The organism is Pseudomonas sp. GD03862, from assembly GCF_029840855.1.
GTDB classification, from domain to species: domain Bacteria; phylum Pseudomonadota; class Gammaproteobacteria; order Pseudomonadales; family Pseudomonadaceae; genus Aquipseudomonas; species Aquipseudomonas alloputida.
In genome coordinates this window covers 115,240-131,626 of the sequence record NZ_JAOCDI010000013.1, presented here as the reverse complement: position 1 = coordinate 131,626, position 16,387 = coordinate 115,240, and the positions used below count along the sequence as shown (strand labels likewise).

The following is a 16,387-nucleotide window of genomic DNA, read 5'->3' as shown; positions in this document are numbered from 1 at the left end:
CAGTCCACACCCAGCAGTTTTACTCGGCGGAACTGCATGAAGGTCATGCCGGCCACTTCTGGAGCCAGGCGTTCCAGCACCTTGACTGCAGCCGGGCCTTGCAGGGCGAGCAGGGCACGCTCCTCGAACAGCGGCTGCACCTCGCAACGTCTGCCGATGTGGGTTTGCAGGTGAGCCAGGTCCTGCTCCTTGCAGGCGGCGTTGACGACCAGGAACAGGGTGTCCTCGCCCAGGTTGGCAACCATCAGGTCGTCGAGAATGCCGCCTTGCTCATTGGTGAACATGGCATAGCGCTGCATGCCCACCGGCAGGTCGATGATGTCCACCGGTACCAGGCTTTCCAGCGCCTTGGCGGCGTCAGCGCCACGCAGAACGATCTGGCCCATGTGCGAGACGTCGAACAGGCCGGCCTGCTCGCGGGTGTGCAGGTGTTCCTTGAGCACGCCCAGCGGGTACTGCACCGGCATGTCGTAGCCGGCGAACGGCACCATGCGTGCACCCAGTTCCAGGTGCAAGGCATGCAGTGGGGTCTTGAGCAGTGTTTCGGACATCGATGACTCCTTGCTGTCATTGTTGGGTCAACATTCGATGATGTTGACGGCCAGGCCGCCACGGGCGGTCTCTTTGTATTTGCTTTTCATGTCGGCGCCGGTCTGGCGCATGGTGCGGATGACCTTGTCCAGCGACACGTAGTGCTGCCCGTCGCCGCGCAGGGCCATGCGTACCGCGTTGATGGCCTTCACCGAGCCCATGGCATTGCGCTCGATACAGGGCACCTGTACGAGGCCGCCGATCGGGTCGCAGGTCAGGCCCAGGTTGTGTTCCATGCCTATTTCGGCGGCGTTCTCCACCTGCTGCACGCTGCCGCCCATCACTTCGCACAGCGCCCCGGCGGCCATCGAGCAGGCGACGCCGACCTCGCCCTGGCAGCCCACTTCGGCGCCGGAGATGGAGGCGTTCTCCTTGTACAGGATGCCGATGGCTGCGGCGGTGAGCAGAAAGCGCACCACCCCGTCCTCGCTGGCACCGGGGACGAAGCGCATGTAGTAGTGAAGGACTGCCGGGACGATGCCCGCTGCACCATTGGTAGGGGCGGTGACCACACGACCGCCGTAGGCGTTTTCCTCGTTCACCGCCAAGGCATAGAGGTTGACCCAGTCGAGCACTGACAGGGCATCACGCAGGCTGGCTTCCGGGTGGCCGCTCAGTTGGCGGTACAGGGCCGGCGCGCGGCGTTTGACCTTGAGCCCTCCCGGTAATATGCCCTCATGCTGGCAACCTGCCGCGACGCAATCTTGCATCACCTGCCAGATGCGCAGCAGCCCGGCTCGGGTTTCTGCTTCTGGGCGCCAGGCGGTCTCGTTGGCCAGCATGACCTGGCTCACCGACAGGTCATGCGCGGTGCAGTGGCCGAGGAGCGCCTTGGCGGTCTTGAACGGATAGGCCAGCACCGTGGTGTCTTCGACGATGCGGTCATGGCCGGCAGCGTCCTCGTCGACCACGAAACCACCGCCTACCGAGTAATACTCGCGGCTTCGGATTTGCAGGCCTGCGTCGTCGAAGGCGCGAAATATCATGCCGTTGGGGTGGTAGTCCAACGGCTTGCGGATCATCGCCAGGTGCTGCTTTTCGATGAACGCAATGCTGTGTTCGCCCAGCAGGTTGATGCGTCCGCTGTCGCGGATGACCTGCAGGCGGGCGGGAATGCTGTCGGTGTCGATAATGTCCGGGTGTTCGCCTTCAAGGCCCAGCAGCACGGCTTTGTCACTGCCGTGGCCTTTGCCTGTGGCGCCCAGTGAGCCATACAGCTCGGCTTTGATGCTGGCGGTGCGGGCCAGCAGGCCGTCACGGCGCAGCCCTTCGGCAAACCGCGCAGCGGCGCGCATCGGGCCGACCGTGTGGGAGCTGGAGGGGCCGATGCCGATCTTGAACAGGTCGAAGACGCTCAGTGACATGTGGACCTCCTGCCAGGTTGTTGGGTGGACATTGAGCCCTGTAGGAGCGGGTTTACCCGCGAATGCGGCGGTATAGCCACCATCGCATTCGCGGGTAAACCCGCTCCTACACAGAACCCGCCACCCAAGCCAGGTGGCGGGGAGGGCTATCAGGCGTCCTGATAGCTCTCGATCGACGGGCAGGCGCACACCAGGTTGCGGTCGCCGAACACGTTGTCGACCCGGCCGACCGGCGGCCAGTACTTGCCTTCCACCAGGCTCGCCAGGGGGTATACCGCCTGCTCGCGGCTGTAGCCATGGGTCCATTCGCCAACCAGCTCAGCCGCAGTGTGCGGTGCGTTTTTCAGCGGGTTGTCGTCCTTGTCCAGGCTACCGTCCTCCACCGCGCGGATTTCTTCGCGGATCTGGATCATTGCGTTGCAGAAGCGGTCCAGTTCTTCTTTGGACTCGCTTTCGGTCGGTTCGATCATCAGCGTGCCAGCCACCGGGAAAGACATGGTCGGGGCGTGGAAGCCGAAGTCGATCAACCGTTTGGCCACGTCGTCGACACTGATGCCGCTGGTGTCCTTCAGTGGGCGCAGGTCGAGAATGCATTCGTGAGCCACCAGGCCGTTACCGCCGGTATACAGAACAGGATAGTGCTCTTCCAGGCGGCGGGCGATGTAGTTGGCGTTGAGGATTGCCATTTGCGAGGCACGTTTGAGGCCGGCACCGCCCATCATGCGGATATACATCCATGTGATTGGCAGGATGCTGGCGCTACCGAACGGCGCAGCGCATACCGCGCCCTGGGTGTTTTCCAGCTGTGCATGGCCTGGCAGGAACGGCGCCAGGTGCGACTTGACGCCAATCGGGCCAACACCCGGGCCACCACCACCGTGCGGGATGCAGAAGGTCTTGTGCAGGTTCAGGTGGGAAACGTCGCCGCCGAACTTGCCTGGCGCGCACAGTCCGACCATGGCGTTCATGTTGGCGCCATCGATGTACACCTGGCCACCGTTGTCGTGGATGATCGCGCAGATTTCGCCGATCGCTTCCTCGAACACGCCGTGGGTCGACGGGTAGGTGATCATGATTGCAGCCAGGCGCTCGCGGTGCTCGATGGCTTTGGCGCGCAGGTCCTCGACATCGACGTTGCCACGGGCGTCACAGGCGGTAACCACGACACGCATGCCAGCCATGTGTGCGGTGGCCGGGTTGGTGCCATGGGCCGACGACGGAATCAGGCAGATATCGCGATGGCCTTCACCACGGCTGCGGTGGTAGGCGCGGATCGCCAACAGCCCGGCGTATTCGCCCTGCGAGCCGGCGTTGGGCTGCAGCGACACGGCATCATAGCCAGTGGCCGCGCACAGCATGGCCTCCAGTTCGGTGGTCATCTGCAGGTAGCCCTGGCTCTGCTCGGCCGGGGCGAACGGGTGCAGGTTGCCGAACTCGGCCCAGGTGACCGGGATCATTTCGCTGGCGGCGTTCAGCTTCATGGTGCACGAGCCCAGCGGGATCATGCTGCGGTCCAGCGCCAGGTCCTTGTCGGCCAGGCGGCGCAGGTAGCGCATCAGCTCGGTTTCGCTGTGGTAGCGGTTGAACACCGGGTGTTCGAGGATGGCCGACTGGCGCAGCAGGGCGGCAGGCAGCAGGGAACCGGTGCTGGCGGCCAGTGCGGTGAAATCAGGCTGTGCCTGCTCGCCACCCAACAGCTGCCACAGCGACTCGACGTCAGCCTGAGTGCTGGTTTCGTCCAGAGACAGGCCCACATGGGCGGCATCGATCTGGCGCAGGTTGATGCCCTGGGCGCGTGCCTTGTCATGCAGGCTGGCGGTGGCAGTGCCGGTGGCCAGGGTCAGGGTATCGAAGGCGCTGGCGCCCACCACTTGTACGCCCAGCGCCTTCAGGCCGGCGGCGAGGATCGCGGTCAGGGCGTGGGTGCGCTCGGCAATGCGCTTGAGGCCGGCAGGGCCGTGGTACACGGCGAACATGCTGGCGATGTTGGCCAGCAGCACCTGGGCGGTGCAGATGTTGCTGGTGGCCTTTTCGCGGCGGATGTGCTGCTCGCGGGTCTGCATGGCCAGGCGCAGGGCGGTTTTGCCGAAGCGGTCGATCGACACGCCGACCAGGCGGCCAGGCATGTCGCGCTTGAACGCGTCGCGGGTGGCGAAGTAAGCCGCGTGCGGGCCACCGAAGCCCAGTGGCACGCCGAAGCGCTGGGCGCTGCCGATGGCCACGTCGGCGTCGAATTCGCCCGGTGGGGTCAGCAGGGTCAGGGCCAGCAGGTCTGCCGCTACGGCGACCAGGGCGTTGGCCGCGTGGAAGCGCTGCACGACCTCGCGGTAGTCGAACACTTCACCGTTGCTGGCAGGGTATTGCAGCAGGGCGCCGAAGAAGGCGCTGACATCGCCCAGCTCGCGCTCGTCGCCAACCACAACCTCGATACCCAGCGGCTCGGCACGGGTGCGCAGCACGTCGAGGGTTTGCGGGTGGCAGTGCACGGAGGCGAAGAAGGCATGGCTGGACTTGTTCTTCGACAGGCGCTTGCAGAAGGTCATGGCCTCGGCCGCAGCAGTGGCTTCGTCGAGCAAGGAGGCGTTGGCGATCGGCAGGCCGGTGAGGTCGCTGATCAGGGTCTGGAAGTTCAGCAGCGCTTCCAGGCGGCCTTGGGAAATTTCTGGCTGATACGGGGTGTAGGCGGTGTACCAGGCCGGGTTTTCCAGCAGGTTGCGCAGGATCGGTGCCGGAGTGTGGGTGTTGTAGTAGCCCTGGCCGATGTAGCTTTTGAACAGCTGGTTCTTGCCAGCGATGGCCTTGAGCGCAGCGAGCGCGTCGGCCTCGCTCTGGCCGTCGTGCGAGCCAAGCACGCTGGTACCTTTGATGCTGTCGGGGATGACCGCAGCGGTCATGGCGTCCAGCGAGTCGAAGCCCAGTGCAGTGAGCATGGCCTGTTCGTCAGCGGCGCGCGGGCCTATGTGACGGGCGATGAATTCGTTGGCGGTGCCGAGGTTGATGGTCATGGCGGGATTCCTCAGGCGTCGTCGTTGGCTTTGAGCAGGCGGTCGTAGGCGTCCTGGTCGAGCAGAGCGGTTACGGCTTCTGCATCGGCAGGGATGAAGCGGAAGAACCAGCCTTCGCCCATCGGGTCTTCGTTGACCAGTTCAGGGCTGTCTTCGAGCTGGCCGTTGACCTCGACCACTTCACCCGTCAGTGGCATGTACACGCCGCTGGCGGCCTTGACCGATTCGACGGTGGACGCTTCGCTGCCTTTCTCATACTGCTGCAACTCTGGCAGTTGCACGAAAACCACGTCGCCAAGGGCATTCTGGGCGTAGGCGGTGATGCCCACGGTGACGCTGCCATCGGCTTCGACGCGCAGCCATTCGTGATCTTCAGTGAAACGCAACTCGCTCATGGGGAATCCTCGGGAAGCAGGGCGTTGGGGGCGCGGTGGCGCCGCGCTCTTAGGGTAGGATTCCCTTAGCAATAATGCGGCCAACCTATAAAACTTCTTATTTATCAATAGATTACGTAAATTTACGGAGAAGCCGTATTTATCGTGTGGAATGATATCGTTACAGGTGCCTCTGAGAGGAAAAGGGTTTGAGCATCAAACCCTTGTGCACCGACGGCGAGGAGGGTGTGTATCGTTTTCGCTACGACGTAGCGAAAACGATACATGTGGTGCCTGGACTGGCGAGGTGCCAATGGCCTTCGGTCATCTCACTTTCAGCAGATGATCCAGCGAAAACGCGCCGGCGCCTCGGGCAACCAGGAGCAGCAAGAGCCCTGCCCAGGTCAGGTGGGTGGGCCACGCATCGGGGTAGACGAACACTTCGATCACCAACGTCATGCCCAGCAGTGCCAGCGCCGATAGCCGGGTCATCAGCCCGAGCACCAGCAATAGCGGGAACAAGTGCTCAGCGTAGGCGGCCAGGTGCGCTGCAAGCCAGGGCGAGAGTAGCGGCAGCGCGTATTCGGTGCGGAACAGCTCATAGGTGCCGGGTGTAAGGGTGAGGAAACCCTCCACTTTGGTGCGTCCGGAAAGAAAGAATATCGAGGCGATCCCGAACCGGGCGACCAGGCACAACAGGTCATCGCTCAAACGGCGCTCGAGGCTCTGTGCAACGTGGTTCCAGGCGCGCCGCAGGCTGCTGGCCGGAGGTGTGAAATCGGCACTAGCCATGGTGGTGTACTCCTGTGAAGGCGAGTGAGCGAAACGCCTGGGCCGTCATCAGGCGCCCGAGCATCTCGGTGAAATCCAGGTCGGTTTCAGCGTGTCGCGCCAGGTCCGAGGCCTGCATCAGCGACTGTCCGGCAGCACAGGCCTTGAGAAACGCATGGCCACCTTTTCCCAGTGGCTGGTGGCATACGCCATCAGCGGTGCCGACAAACAGCACCCCTTCGCCCACCCATGGTTGGTCATCGGGCCAGGCAACCTGCTGGCGGGCGCAGCGCCACAGGGTGTACACAGGGTGCGCCTCGCACCAGTACCAGCGAGCACTGGCACGGGGGTGCAAGCAACCGTGATCAAGATCGCTGGGGGTCATGCCTGCCAGTTCGACAAGGTTCAGGCACGTTTCGTACGGCGCACTGAAGGCTTCTGTCCAACGCAGGTCCAGGCGGGCGACTTCCGCCAGATACGGCACAGCGTGCTGTGACTGAATGTCTTCGAGGAAATCCGGGAAGGTCGCGCCGTAGCAGATCAACCGGGGATCGCTGGGGGGGAATTGCCGCGCATAGATTGCCGCGGTCTCATCCATCCAGGTGCGCCCGACGAGTGTGCACACGCTCGGAAAGTTTGCGCGCAGCGCATCCACGCAGCCGGCCAACACCGTGTTGCGATAAACCGCGAACGCCGCTTGTTCGGTCACGCCCGCAAGCTGGGGAGCGGGACGGGAATAGAGCGCCTCGATGAACGCTTGCTGGAACTGACCAAGGGAAAGGTTCATGGTAATACACCTGGGCAAGTCATGATCGACTGTGCAATGGACCGTTCAGCAAGCAGTTCGGTGAACGGGGGAAGCTTGTCGTCACGTTCAATGAGGGTCGGGCGCGGGCCGACACGGGAAACCAGTTTGCGGTACAGCGCCCATACAGGCTCGGCCACCTGCGCATCATGAGAGTCGATCAACAGGCTGCCTTGGTCATCGTTGCTGTGCCCGGCCAGATGAACTTCTGTGATGGCTTGCGCTGGAAAGCGGTCCAGGTAGGCAGTTGCCGAGAACCCCAGATTGTGAGCGCTCACGTAGACGTTGTTGATGTCCAGCAACAGACCACAACCGGTGCGACGTGTCAGTTCGCCAAGAAAGTCGATCTCGTCCCAGTCATGGCCCTGCAGCTGCAAGTAATGACTGGGGTTTTCGATGGATATCCGCCGGCCCAAAACCTCCTGGCATCGCTGGATGTTTTCAGCGATGCGCTGCAGGGCTTCGTTGCTGCGCGGAAATGGCAGCAGGTCTGGATGGTAGTGCCCCTGCCAGGTTGACCAGGCCAGGTGCTCTGATACCAGTACCGGTTCGGTCTGATCGCACAGTGCGCGCAGACGCTGCAGATGGTCCTGATCGGGGGCCGCGTCAGCCGCAAGCGAAAGTGCCACACCATGCAATGAGACCGGGTGCCGCTCTGCGATTCGGTTCAGCCAGGCAAGGCGAGGGCCACCGACCATGTAGTTCTCCGGGTGAACTTCAAACCAGAGCCCTTCGAGATTGCACGCCAGCGCCTGGTCGTAGTGCTCGGCCTTCAGGCTGACTCCGGCGCCCATTCGTGCGTCTGTGTTCATGGTCGGTTTCCCCTGATCAAGACTTGATAGGTGTCAGCGAGCCCATGCCGGCGGGTGTCTTGATCGATGTGCAGGTGCCGGCGGGGACGTTTTTCCAGTGCATGCCGTCGTAGTCCTTCTTCGCACTGCCAGCGCAGCTGGTGCCGGCGCCGGCCTTGCAATCGTTCTTTCCTGCCATGGCGACGCCGTAGCATTTTTCCATGGCAGCGCCATTGCCTGCGGGTTGCGTGCTGTCGGCCGCCATGGCGGCGCCTGCAAGCGTGGCAAGCGCGAGTGCTGCGGTGGTGAGGGCGAGGGTTTTCATGGTCAATCTCCTGAGAGTGTGGCCGTGGTTTATACCGGCGGCTCATGGAGTAATTCGTGCCTTGCGTAAAACGGGTTACAGCCTTGGAAGAAATTTTTTCAGGGCGAGTCTTCACGACCTGATGTTGAAGCCAAGGGCATGGCATATTTGCAGCACCTGCGTGCCACACGGCGGGAGCGGATGAATCAAGTCAATTGTATTCAGGGTGTAACCCAGGCGACCCATGCAGCGAACTAACTCACAGGATGAGCTCGAGGCTCGCGAGGCCCGGTTGAAAGCACTGTTGCTTCGGGGGCTGACAGGCGACCAGCTGGCCTATCAGGATTTTCTTGGCACGCTTGCGCTGCATGTACGTGCGTTTCTGCGCAGCCGTCTGAGCAGGCGCCCGGCCGAGATAGAGGACATGGTGCAGGATGTGCTGCTGGCGGTGCATAACGCGCGCCACACTTACCAGCCGCAGCAGCCTTTGACTGCCTGGGTGCAGGCGATCGCCCGTTACAAGCTGGCGGATCATCTGCGAAGTGTTTCACGTCGCGACGCCCGGCATGATGTGCTGGACGATGATGCGCAACTGTTTGCCGTCTCGGAGGTTGAATCAGCCGAGGCCAGCCGAGACCTGACCAAGCTGCTCAAACAGCTGCCAGAGCGGCAACGACTGCCGATTGTTCATGTCAAGCTGGAGGGGTTGTCTGTCGAAGAGACGGCACAACTTACCGGGCTTTCCAGTTCAGCGGTAAAGGTTGGGATACATCGAGGTCTGAAAGCGCTATCCAGGCTGATTGGAGGAGCCAACAACCATGAAGACTGACGATTTGATTGCCTTGCTGGCCGCAGGCGAAGGGCCAGTGCCGCGCCACGCCGTTGGCAGGCGGATGGCAGTGGCTGTGCTGGGCGGGCTGACCGCAGCACTGCTGCTGACTATTACCCTTTACGGTGTACGCAGTGATATCACAGAGGTCGCACAAACCCCGTTATTCTGGGGCAAAGTCGCCTTTCCAACCAGCTTGGCGTTGATCGGGCTGTGGTTGACGAGCCGCTTGGCCAGGCCAGGAGGGAAGGGCGCTGCAGGCTGGAAGATGCTTGGCTTGCCACTGCTGCTGGTCTGGTGCGGGGCGGCGGTGAGTATCGCCGGGGCGCCTGTGGAGGCGCGCGCCGACCTGTTGTTCGGGCGCACATGGCGTACCTGCGCACTGAATATCGCGTTGCTGTCGGTGCCGGCCTTTGTCACCGTGTTCTGGGCGCTGAAAGGCCTGGCGCCCACCCGGTTGCGGCTGGCAGGTGCTGCCGGTGGCCTGCTGGCGGGTTCGAGCGCAACGGTGGCCTACTGCCTGCATTGCCCGGAAATGGGCGTGCCGTTCTGGGGTGTGTGGTATGTCCTCGGCATGCTCGTGCCGACGGTACTCGGTGCCTGGTGGGGCCCCCGCATGCTGCGTTGGTAGGCTGTACCGGCAGGCCCCACGCAACTCAGAACGACGTTTTGATAGCTTGCCCTGGCTTCACAGGTTCGTGACCTCGCTTAACCCGCAACAAACCAGGGCAATGCCAGGTACAGCTTGATCACGATGACATTGATGATGTCGATGAAGAACGCCCCCACCATCGGAACCACCAGGAAGGCGAGGTGCGAGGCACCATAGCGTTGTGTCACCGCTTGCATGTTGGCGATGGCTGTCGGTGTAGCACCCAGGCCGAAGCCACAGTGGCCGGCGGCGAGGACTGCTGCATCGTAGTTGCGCCCCATTATCTTGAACGTCACGAAGATTGCGAACAGCGCCATGACCAGTGTCTGTGCGGCCAACAAGGTAAAGAAGGGTAATGCCAGGGCTGCCAGGTCCCACAACTTGAGCGACATCAAGGCAATGGCCAGGAACAGGGACAAACTCACATTGCCCAGTACCGACACTTCCCGTTCGAATACTTTGTAAACACCTAAAGCCCGAAGCCCATTGCGCAACAGTACGCCGACGAAGAGTACGCAAACAAATGTCGGCAGTTCGAATGCTGTGCCTTTCAACAAGCCATTAAGTAAGGTACCGGTCAGTAAGCTGACAGCAATAAGTGCCAAGGTTTCTATAAATGAAAACGAGGTGATCAAGCGCTCTTTGTCCGGTTGTTCAAAGCCTTTGGGTAATTGCGGTGCTTCTTCTTGCACCCCAGGCGTTTCGACCCGTTTGATCAGCAACCGGGCGACTGGGCCACCAATCAAACCGCCCAACACCAGGCCGAAAGTGGCAGAGGCCATTGCCAGTTCCGAAGCCGAAGCCAGGCCGAACCGCTCAGTGAAAGTCGCGCCCCAGGCAGCGCCTGTGCCGTGGCCACCCGACAAGCTGATCGATCCGGCCAGCAGGCCCATCAGCGGGTCGAGCCCCAATGCTGTTGCCAGGCCGATGCCCATGGCGTTCTGAACCATAAGCAAACCCGTCACCACCAGAAGGAATACTGCGACCACCCGTCCACCCTTCTTCAGGCTTGCGAAGTCTGCACTCAAGCCGATGGTAGCGAAGAATGCCAGCATCAACGGTGTTTGCAACGAGGTATCAAATTGGACGTGTACATCGAAACTGCGCAATGCCAGGAGTGACAAGGCAACGACCAGGCCGCCTGCAACAGGCTCCGGGATATTGTATGCGCGCAGGAAACCAATGCGTGCGACCAAGCCGCGTCCCAGTAGCAGTACCAAAGAGGCGGCTACAAGTGTCCCGTAAAAATCGAGTTCGAACATCAGGGTACTCTTCGTTCAGGGTGACAAGCAAAATTACAATGTCGCCATTCTACGGGGAGCACTCCAGTCAAATGTGGCTGAGCGGCTAGGAAAAGTCCGATTCAATTATGGGTTTTGACCACAGTCGTTATGGTTTCCCGGGTATTCCATATTTACGCAGCCTCTGCGCGATAGCTGTGTGCGAAGTTTGCAAGCGCCCGGCCAGTTGCCGTGTTGACGGGTAGCTGGCGTATAAACGCTGTAACAGTTCGCGCTCGAAATCACCTACAGCCTGTTCCAGGCTGGCCACTTCGCCGTCTTGCCCGCGTGCCACCGAGGTGCCGGCGATATCCAGGTCGCCGATATCCACCAGGTTGCCCTCGCAGATAGCCGCGGCGCGGAAGATCACGTTCTGCAACTGGCGCACATTGCCCGGCCAAGGGTTGGCCAGCAGTGCCGAATGGGTGGAGGGGGTCAGCCGACAGGCTGGGCGCTGGATTTGCGTGCACGCCTGCTGCATGAAGAAGTGCGCCAGCATCAGGATGTCCTGGCCACGGTCGCGAAGCGGCGGTACCTCCAGGTTAAGCACGTTCAGACGGTAGAACAGGTCTTCGCGGAAGCTGCCTTCGGCGACCATGCGCTCCAGATCGCGGTGGGTGGCGCTGATGATGCGCACATCCACCTTCACTTCACGGTCGCCACCCACCCGGCGGAAGCTGCCATCGCTGAGAAAACGCAGCAGCTTGGCCTGCAGGTAGGGCGACATTTCACCAATTTCATCGAGGAACACGGTGCCCTGGTTGGCCAGTTCCATCAGCCCAGGCTTGCCACCTCGTTGCGCGCCGGTAAAGGCCCCGGGCGCGTAGCCGAACAGCTCGCTTTCGGCCAGGCTCTCGGGCAGCGCGGCGCAGTTCAGGGCCAGGAACGGGGCCGCGTGGCGGCTGCTGACGGCATGGCAGGCGCGGGCTACCAGTTCTTTGCCGGTGCCGGTCTCGCCATGCACCAGCAGCGGTGCATCGAGCGCAGCCACGCGTAAGGCGCGGGCCTTGAGGGTGCGGATGGCCGGCGACTCGCCCAGCAAGGCATCGAAGCCTTCGGCGTGGTCGTGGTGCAGGGCCGACAGGCGTTCGCCCATACGCGAAGGTGGGTACAGCGTCAGCAGGCCACCGGCGTTGGTAATCGGCATGGCGTCCAGCAGCAGGCTATGGCCGTTCAGCTGCATTTCGCGCATGGGCAGGTGGAAGTTGTTGTCCAGCAGCGCCTGCAGCAGCGCGGGGTCGCCAAACAGCTCACCCACCGAGCGGCCGGCAGATTCGCGGCCGCACAGTTCGATCAGCGCCGGGTTGGCCAACAGCACCAGGCCTGCGCTGTCCACCGCCAGCACCGGGTCGCTCATGGCGGCCAGCAGGGCATCGAGCTGCAGGTGGCGGCGCTGGCCGGGGAGGATGTCGACCACGTCCACCGATTGCACGCCGTGTACTTCGAACAGCGCGTCGTGCAGTTCTTCAAGTACGGCGGGGCTGAGGGTGGGGGCGTCGATGTAGACGTTCGGCGGGACCATCTCCACGGCGTCCAGGTTGAGGTTGCGGGCACCGAGCAGGGCGAGGACTTCCTGGGTGATGCCGACGCGGTCGATGAAGCTGACGTGGATGCGCATGGGGTTCGAACAGTTGGCAATGGAGGCCGCCAGTATGCCCTGAGACGGGTGTCAGGCCCAAGGTTGGCGGTGGCGCATTCGCGGGCGCGCCCGCTCCCACAGGCTTGCTGCTGTGGGGGCGGGCTTGCTCGCGAAAAGGGTCACTCCAGATGTTCAGGTTTGATCGGGTCGCCCGATTTCACATCGAGCTTTTCGCGAATGTCCGCGAACATATGGTCATAGAGCTTGTGCGGCGAGCTCAGGGTCTCGAATTTCTTCGGCGGCGCCAGATATGACTGCGCCTTGCGGGTCAGTAGCATGAGGAAGCTGGGCAAGACCTGGTCCTTGGCCAGGAAGAACTTTTCTTCCACCGGCTTGCCTTCGATGCTGCCATGCATGTGGAACTGAATACCTCTGCCTTCCTTGGGGTCCGCCACGGCCTCGTACTCGATGTTCAGGTCATAGCTGTGGTCGGCGTTGTTCAGCGCAGTGCGCTCGATGTGTACATGACCGGAGTGATACTGGGCCATGGCTATCTCCTTTGGAAGGTCGAAAATGGCGGGCCGCGTAAGCCCGCCGACTGCATTCAACGGTAGCTGATCCCCGGCTTCTCGGTGGAAACCCGAGTGCCGGCTTTGCCTTTGACGATGTCTTCGATGTTCTCCAGCGAACTGATCACCGCCACCTTGCCGGTGTTGCGGGCAAAGTCGCAGGCGGCCTGCACCTTCGGCCCCATGGAGCCGGCGGCAAACCCCAGCGTTTCCAGCGCGTCCGGGTGGGCCTGGGCGATGGCCTTCTGCGTCGGTTTGCCCCAGTCAATGTAGGCTGCATCGACGTCGGTGGCGATAATCAGAAGGTCGGCTTCCAATTGCTCGGCCAGCAGCGCCGAGCACAGGTCTTTGTCGATCACCGCCTCGATGCCTTTGAGCTTGCCGTTTTCATCGTACATGGTGGGGATGCCGCCACCGCCTGCGCAAATCACGATGCTGCTTTTCTCCAGCAGCCACTTGATCGGGCGAATTTCGAAGATGCGCTTGGGTTTCGGGCTGGCTACCACGCGGCGGTACTTGTCGCCGTCGGCCTTGACCACCCAGCCCTTTTCCTTGGCCAGGCGCTCGGCCTCTTCCTTGCTGTAGACCGGGCCGATGAACTTGGTCGGATCCCTGAAGGCCGGGTCATTGGCGTCCACTTCTACTTGGGTGAGCAAGGTGGCGAATGGCACCTCGAAGGCCAGCAGGTTGCCCAGTTCCTGTTCGATCATGTAACCGATCATGCCCTCGGTCTCGGCACCCAGCACGTCCAGCGGGTAGGCCTCGTCTGGCTTGTACGACAGGGCCTGAAGCGACAGCAGACCCACTTGCGGGCCGTTGCCGTGGGCGATGACCAGCTCGTTGCCAGGGTGAATCTTGGCGATCTGTTCGGTGGCGGTGCGGATATTGGCGCGCTGGTTGTCAGCGGTCATGGGCTCGCCGCGACGAAGCAGGGCGTTGCCGCCCAATGCAACAACGATACGCATGTGGAATGTCCTTTAGCGAAAGAATGAATGGACTGTCGCTGCACGGAGGCTGCGGAGTTCGCTGTGGGAGCGGGCATGCCCGCGAAGAGGCCAGACCTGACATCATCAATGATGCGGCTGACGCCTTCGCGGGCACGCCCGCTCCCACAGGGACTGCGGGCTACCTATAGATCAGCCAGGGTCGATACCAGGATCGCCTTGATCGTGTGCATGCGGTTTTCCGCCTGCTCGAAGGCGATGCACGCTGGCGACTCGAACACGTCATCGGTCACTTCGATGCCGTTGGCCAGGTCCGGGTATTGTTCGGCGATCTGCTTGCCTACCTTGGTTTCGGAGTTGTGGAATGCCGGCAGGCAGTGCATGAACTTGGTCCGTGGGTTACCGGTGGACTTCATCAGTTCGGCATTCACCTGATAAGGCTTGAGCTGTTTGATGCGCTCACCCCAGGCTTCGATCGGCTCGCCCATCGATACCCACACGTCGGTATGGACAAAGTCGACACCTTTGACCGCGGCTTTCGGGTCTTCGGTGAGGGTAATGCGTGCGCCGCTTTCTTCAGCGTACTGCTTGCAGCGCTCGACCAGGTCGTCGTGTGGCCACAGTGCCTTGGGCGCGGCGATGCGCACATCCATGCCCAGCTTGGCGCCGATCAGCAGCAGCGAGTTGCCCATGTTGTTGCGGGCATCGCCCAGGTAGGCGTAGCTGATGTCGTGCAGCGGCTTGTCGCTGTGCTCACGCATGGTCAGCACGTCGGCGATCATCTGGGTCGGGTGGTATTCGTCGGTCAGGCCGTTGAACACCGGTACGCCGGCGAACTTGGCCAGCTCTTCGACGATTTCCTGCTTGAAGCCACGGTACTCGATGGCGTCATACATGCGCCCGAGCACACGGGCGGTGTCCTTCATGCTTTCCTTGTGGCCGATCTGCGAGGAGTTGGGGTCGATGTAGGTGACGTTGGCGCCTTGGTCATAGGCTGCGACTTCGAAGGCACAACGGGTACGGGTGGAGGTTTTTTCGAAGATCAGGGCGATGTTGTTGCCCTTCAGGTGCTGCTGCTCGGTGCCCGTGTACTTGGCGCGCTTGAGGTCGCGGGACAGGTCCAGCAGGTAGCGCAACTCGCGGGTGGTGTGGTGTTCCAGGCTGAGCAAGTTGCGGTTGTGAATGTTGAACGCCATGACAGTTTCTCCTTGAGTTCGGTGATGTCCCGGCCGCCACTTCATGGGTGCGGCCGGGCGTAATGGTCGTTAGTAGTCGATCGGGTCGCGCACGATAGGGCAGGTCATGCAGTGGCCGCCGCCACGGCCCCGGCCCAGTTCGCCGGCGCTGATGGTGATGACCTCGATGCCAGCCTTGCGCAGCAGGGTGTTGGTGTAGGTGTTGCGGTCGTAGCCAATGACCACGCCCGGCTCGATGGCCACCACGTTGTTACCGTCATCCCACTGTTCGCGCTCGGCGGCGAAGCTGTTGCCGCCGGTCTCGACCACGCGCAGCTGCACGCCCAGTTGCTCGCCCACCACCTCGATGAACGACTTGTTGATGCGGCGTACATCCATTCCGTAAGGCTTGCTTTCGTCCGGGCGGATGATGAATGGCACAATCTCTTTCACCACTTCCGGGAAGACCGTGACCAGGTCGCGATCGCAGAAGCTGAAGACAGTGTCCAGGTGCATGGCGGCGCGGGACTTTGGCAGGCCGGCGACGATCACTTCCTTGACGGCGCCCTTGGCGAACAGGTTTTGCGCGAGCTGGCCGATGGCCTGGCGCGAGGTGCGCTCACCCATGCCGATGAGCACGATGCCATTGCCGATCGGCATCACATCACCGCCTTCGAGCGTGGCATTGCCATGGTCCTTGTCCGGGTCGCCATACCACACCTGGAAGTCGGCCTCGGTGAACTCCTTGTGGAACTTGTAGATGGCGGTGGTCAACAGGGTTTCCTGGCGACGCGCCGGCCAGTACATCGGGTTCAACGTCACGCCGCCGTAGATCCAGCAGGTGGTGTCGCGCGTGAACTGGGTGTTGGGCAGTGGTGGCAGGATGAAGCTGGAGTGGCCCAGGTAGTCGTTGTACATCTTCACGACTTCGGCGCCTTCGCTCTGCGGCAGGTCCTGGCCCGCCACGCCGCCGATCAGGAATTCGGCCAGATGGCGTGGCTCCAGCCCTTCGAGCCAGCTGCGTACTTCGTTGGTCAGGCCTACGCCGACGGTGTCAGGGGTGATCTTGCGGTCGAGGATCCACTTGAGCGCCTCTTTGTTCTGCACGATATCGGTCAGCAGGTTGTGCATCTCCAGCACATCCACGCCACGCTCGCGCATCTTGGTGACGAAGTCGAAATGGTCACGCTTGGCCTGGTCGACCCAGATCACGTCGTCGAACAGCAGTTCGTCACAGTTGCTCGGCGTCAGGCGCTTGTGCGCCAGGCCCGGGGCGCAAACCATCACTTTGCGCAGTTTGCCGGCTTCGGAGTGGACACCGTACTTCTGTTTTTCAGCGGACATGGTTTCATTC

General features: G+C 62.0%; 15 protein-coding genes and 1 pseudogene. 2 read left to right on the top strand and 14 right to left on the bottom strand.

Annotated elements, in window-relative coordinates:
• From gcvT to N5D53_RS11460, 8 genes and pseudogenes are all read right to left on the bottom strand, one after another.
• Nucleotides 1-551 (bottom strand): annotated as a pseudogene (gene gcvT / locus N5D53_RS11495) (glycine cleavage system aminomethyltransferase GcvT); the annotation flags it as partial.
• Between the two features lie 27 nt (nt 552-578).
• The gene (locus N5D53_RS11490) at nt 579-1,955 is read right to left on the bottom strand and encodes an L-serine ammonia-lyase (RefSeq protein WP_190869662.1); all 1,377 of its coding nucleotides are present in this window, start codon (nt 1,953-1,955) and stop codon (nt 579-581) included.
• Between the two features lie 149 nt (nt 1,956-2,104).
• Complete coding sequence (gcvP, locus tag N5D53_RS11485; protein ID WP_003255089.1) at nt 2,105-4,960, bottom strand: aminomethyl-transferring glycine dehydrogenase; 2,856 nt, start codon at nt 4,958-4,960, stop codon at nt 2,105-2,107.
• Nucleotides 4,961-4,971: 11 nt separating this feature from the next.
• Entirely contained in the window at nt 4,972-5,355 is a 384-nt protein-coding gene (gcvH, locus tag N5D53_RS11480; protein ID WP_003255087.1) for a glycine cleavage system protein GcvH, read from the bottom strand.
• 303 nt (nt 5,356-5,658) lie between these two features.
• Entirely contained in the window at nt 5,659-6,126 is a 468-nt protein-coding gene (locus N5D53_RS11475) for a DoxX family protein (protein WP_014589844.1), read from the bottom strand.
• Nucleotides 6,119-6,892, bottom strand: coding sequence for a DNA-binding domain-containing protein (locus N5D53_RS11470; protein WP_266022619.1), 774 nt, complete (start codon nt 6,890-6,892; stop codon nt 6,119-6,121). Before N5D53_RS11470 ends, N5D53_RS11475 begins: the two co-directional genes overlap by 8 nt.
• On the bottom strand, nt 6,889-7,722 hold the full coding sequence (locus tag N5D53_RS11465; RefSeq protein ID WP_177413612.1) for a DUF692 domain-containing protein: 834 nt from the start codon (nt 7,720-7,722) through the stop codon (nt 6,889-6,891). The genes N5D53_RS11470 and N5D53_RS11465 overlap by 4 nt, the downstream gene beginning before the upstream one ends.
• Before the next feature lie 16 nt (nt 7,723-7,738).
• Nucleotides 7,739-8,026: a DUF2282 domain-containing protein gene (locus tag N5D53_RS11460; RefSeq protein ID WP_010952179.1), complete on the bottom strand. Its 288-nt coding sequence runs from the start codon at nt 8,024-8,026 to the stop codon at nt 7,739-7,741.
• A gap of 223 nt (nt 8,027-8,249) precedes the next feature.
• Here N5D53_RS11460 and N5D53_RS11455 point away from each other — a divergent pair, with 223 nt between their 5' ends.
• Nucleotides 8,250-8,834: a sigma-70 family RNA polymerase sigma factor gene (locus N5D53_RS11455; RefSeq protein WP_003255081.1), complete on the top strand. Its 585-nt coding sequence runs from the start codon at nt 8,250-8,252 to the stop codon at nt 8,832-8,834.
• Nucleotides 8,824-9,465 carry a DUF1109 domain-containing protein gene (locus tag N5D53_RS11450; RefSeq protein WP_104960866.1) on the top strand — a complete coding sequence of 214 codons (642 nt, stop codon included), beginning with the start codon at nt 8,824-8,826 and terminating at the stop codon, nt 9,463-9,465. Before N5D53_RS11455 ends, N5D53_RS11450 begins: the two co-directional genes overlap by 11 nt.
• 77 nt (nt 9,466-9,542) lie before the next feature.
• Here N5D53_RS11450 and gltS read toward each other — a convergent pair whose 3' ends face one another.
• The 6 genes from gltS to arcA all read right to left on the bottom strand — a co-directional run bounded on the left by gltS (nt 9,543) and on the right by arcA (nt 16,377).
• A complete protein-coding gene (gltS, locus tag N5D53_RS11445) occupies nt 9,543-10,748 on the bottom strand; it encodes a sodium/glutamate symporter (RefSeq protein WP_129933259.1) in 1,206 nt (401 codons plus the stop codon).
• 127 nt (nt 10,749-10,875) lie between these two features.
• Nucleotides 10,876-12,384, bottom strand: a complete 1,509-nt coding sequence (locus N5D53_RS11440) for a sigma-54-dependent transcriptional regulator (protein ID WP_003255078.1) — start codon at nt 12,382-12,384, stop codon at nt 10,876-10,878.
• Nucleotides 12,385-12,524: 140 nt separating this feature from the next.
• On the bottom strand, nt 12,525-12,893 hold the full coding sequence (locus tag N5D53_RS11435; protein ID WP_049588478.1) for a DUF5064 family protein: 369 nt from the start codon (nt 12,891-12,893) through the stop codon (nt 12,525-12,527).
• Nucleotides 12,894-12,949: 56 nt separating this feature from the next.
• Nucleotides 12,950-13,879, bottom strand: coding sequence for a carbamate kinase (arcC, locus tag N5D53_RS11430; protein ID WP_129933262.1), 930 nt, complete (start codon nt 13,877-13,879; stop codon nt 12,950-12,952).
• A gap of 164 nt (nt 13,880-14,043) precedes the next feature.
• The gene (locus tag N5D53_RS11425) at nt 14,044-15,054 is read right to left on the bottom strand and encodes an ornithine carbamoyltransferase (protein WP_010952185.1); all 1,011 of its coding nucleotides are present in this window, start codon (nt 15,052-15,054) and stop codon (nt 14,044-14,046) included.
• A gap of 69 nt (nt 15,055-15,123) precedes the next feature.
• On the bottom strand, nt 15,124-16,377 hold the full coding sequence (gene arcA / locus N5D53_RS11420) for an arginine deiminase (protein WP_021781892.1): 1,254 nt from the start codon (nt 16,375-16,377) through the stop codon (nt 15,124-15,126).
• Between the last annotated feature and the right edge of the window lie 10 nt (nt 16,378-16,387).

What these genes read in the sequence shown, in the direction of transcription:
- N5D53_RS11490 (WP_190869662.1), bottom strand. Translation starts at nt 1,955, where the DNA reads ATGTCACTGAGCGTCTTCGACCTGTTCAAGATCGGCATCGGCCCCTCC.
- gcvP (WP_003255089.1), bottom strand. Translation starts at nt 4,960, where the DNA reads ATGACCATCAACCTCGGCACCGCCAACGAATTCATCGCCCGTCACATA.
- gcvH (WP_003255087.1), bottom strand. Translation starts at nt 5,355, where the DNA reads ATGAGCGAGTTGCGTTTCACTGAAGATCACGAATGGCTGCGCGTCGAA.
- N5D53_RS11475 (WP_014589844.1), bottom strand. Translation starts at nt 6,126, where the DNA reads ATGGCTAGTGCCGATTTCACACCTCCGGCCAGCAGCCTGCGGCGCGCC.
- N5D53_RS11470 (WP_266022619.1), bottom strand. Translation starts at nt 6,892, where the DNA reads ATGAACCTTTCCCTTGGTCAGTTCCAGCAAGCGTTCATCGAGGCGCTC.
- N5D53_RS11465 (WP_177413612.1), bottom strand. Translation starts at nt 7,722, where the DNA reads ATGAACACAGACGCACGAATGGGCGCCGGAGTCAGCCTGAAGGCCGAG.
- N5D53_RS11460 (WP_010952179.1), bottom strand. Translation starts at nt 8,026, where the DNA reads ATGAAAACCCTCGCCCTCACCACCGCAGCACTCGCGCTTGCCACGCTT.
- N5D53_RS11455 (WP_003255081.1), top strand. Translation starts at nt 8,250, where the DNA reads ATGCAGCGAACTAACTCACAGGATGAGCTCGAGGCTCGCGAGGCCCGG.
- N5D53_RS11450 (WP_104960866.1), top strand. Translation starts at nt 8,824, where the DNA reads ATGAAGACTGACGATTTGATTGCCTTGCTGGCCGCAGGCGAAGGGCCA.
- gltS (WP_129933259.1), bottom strand. Translation starts at nt 10,748, where the DNA reads ATGTTCGAACTCGATTTTTACGGGACACTTGTAGCCGCCTCTTTGGTA.
- N5D53_RS11440 (WP_003255078.1), bottom strand. Translation starts at nt 12,384, where the DNA reads ATGCGCATCCACGTCAGCTTCATCGACCGCGTCGGCATCACCCAGGAA.
- N5D53_RS11435 (WP_049588478.1), bottom strand. Translation starts at nt 12,893, where the DNA reads ATGGCCCAGTATCACTCCGGTCATGTACACATCGAGCGCACTGCGCTG.
- arcC (WP_129933262.1), bottom strand. Translation starts at nt 13,879, where the DNA reads ATGCGTATCGTTGTTGCATTGGGCGGCAACGCCCTGCTTCGTCGCGGC.
- N5D53_RS11425 (WP_010952185.1), bottom strand. Translation starts at nt 15,054, where the DNA reads ATGGCGTTCAACATTCACAACCGCAACTTGCTCAGCCTGGAACACCAC.
- arcA (WP_021781892.1), bottom strand. Translation starts at nt 16,377, where the DNA reads ATGTCCGCTGAAAAACAGAAGTACGGTGTCCACTCCGAAGCCGGCAAA.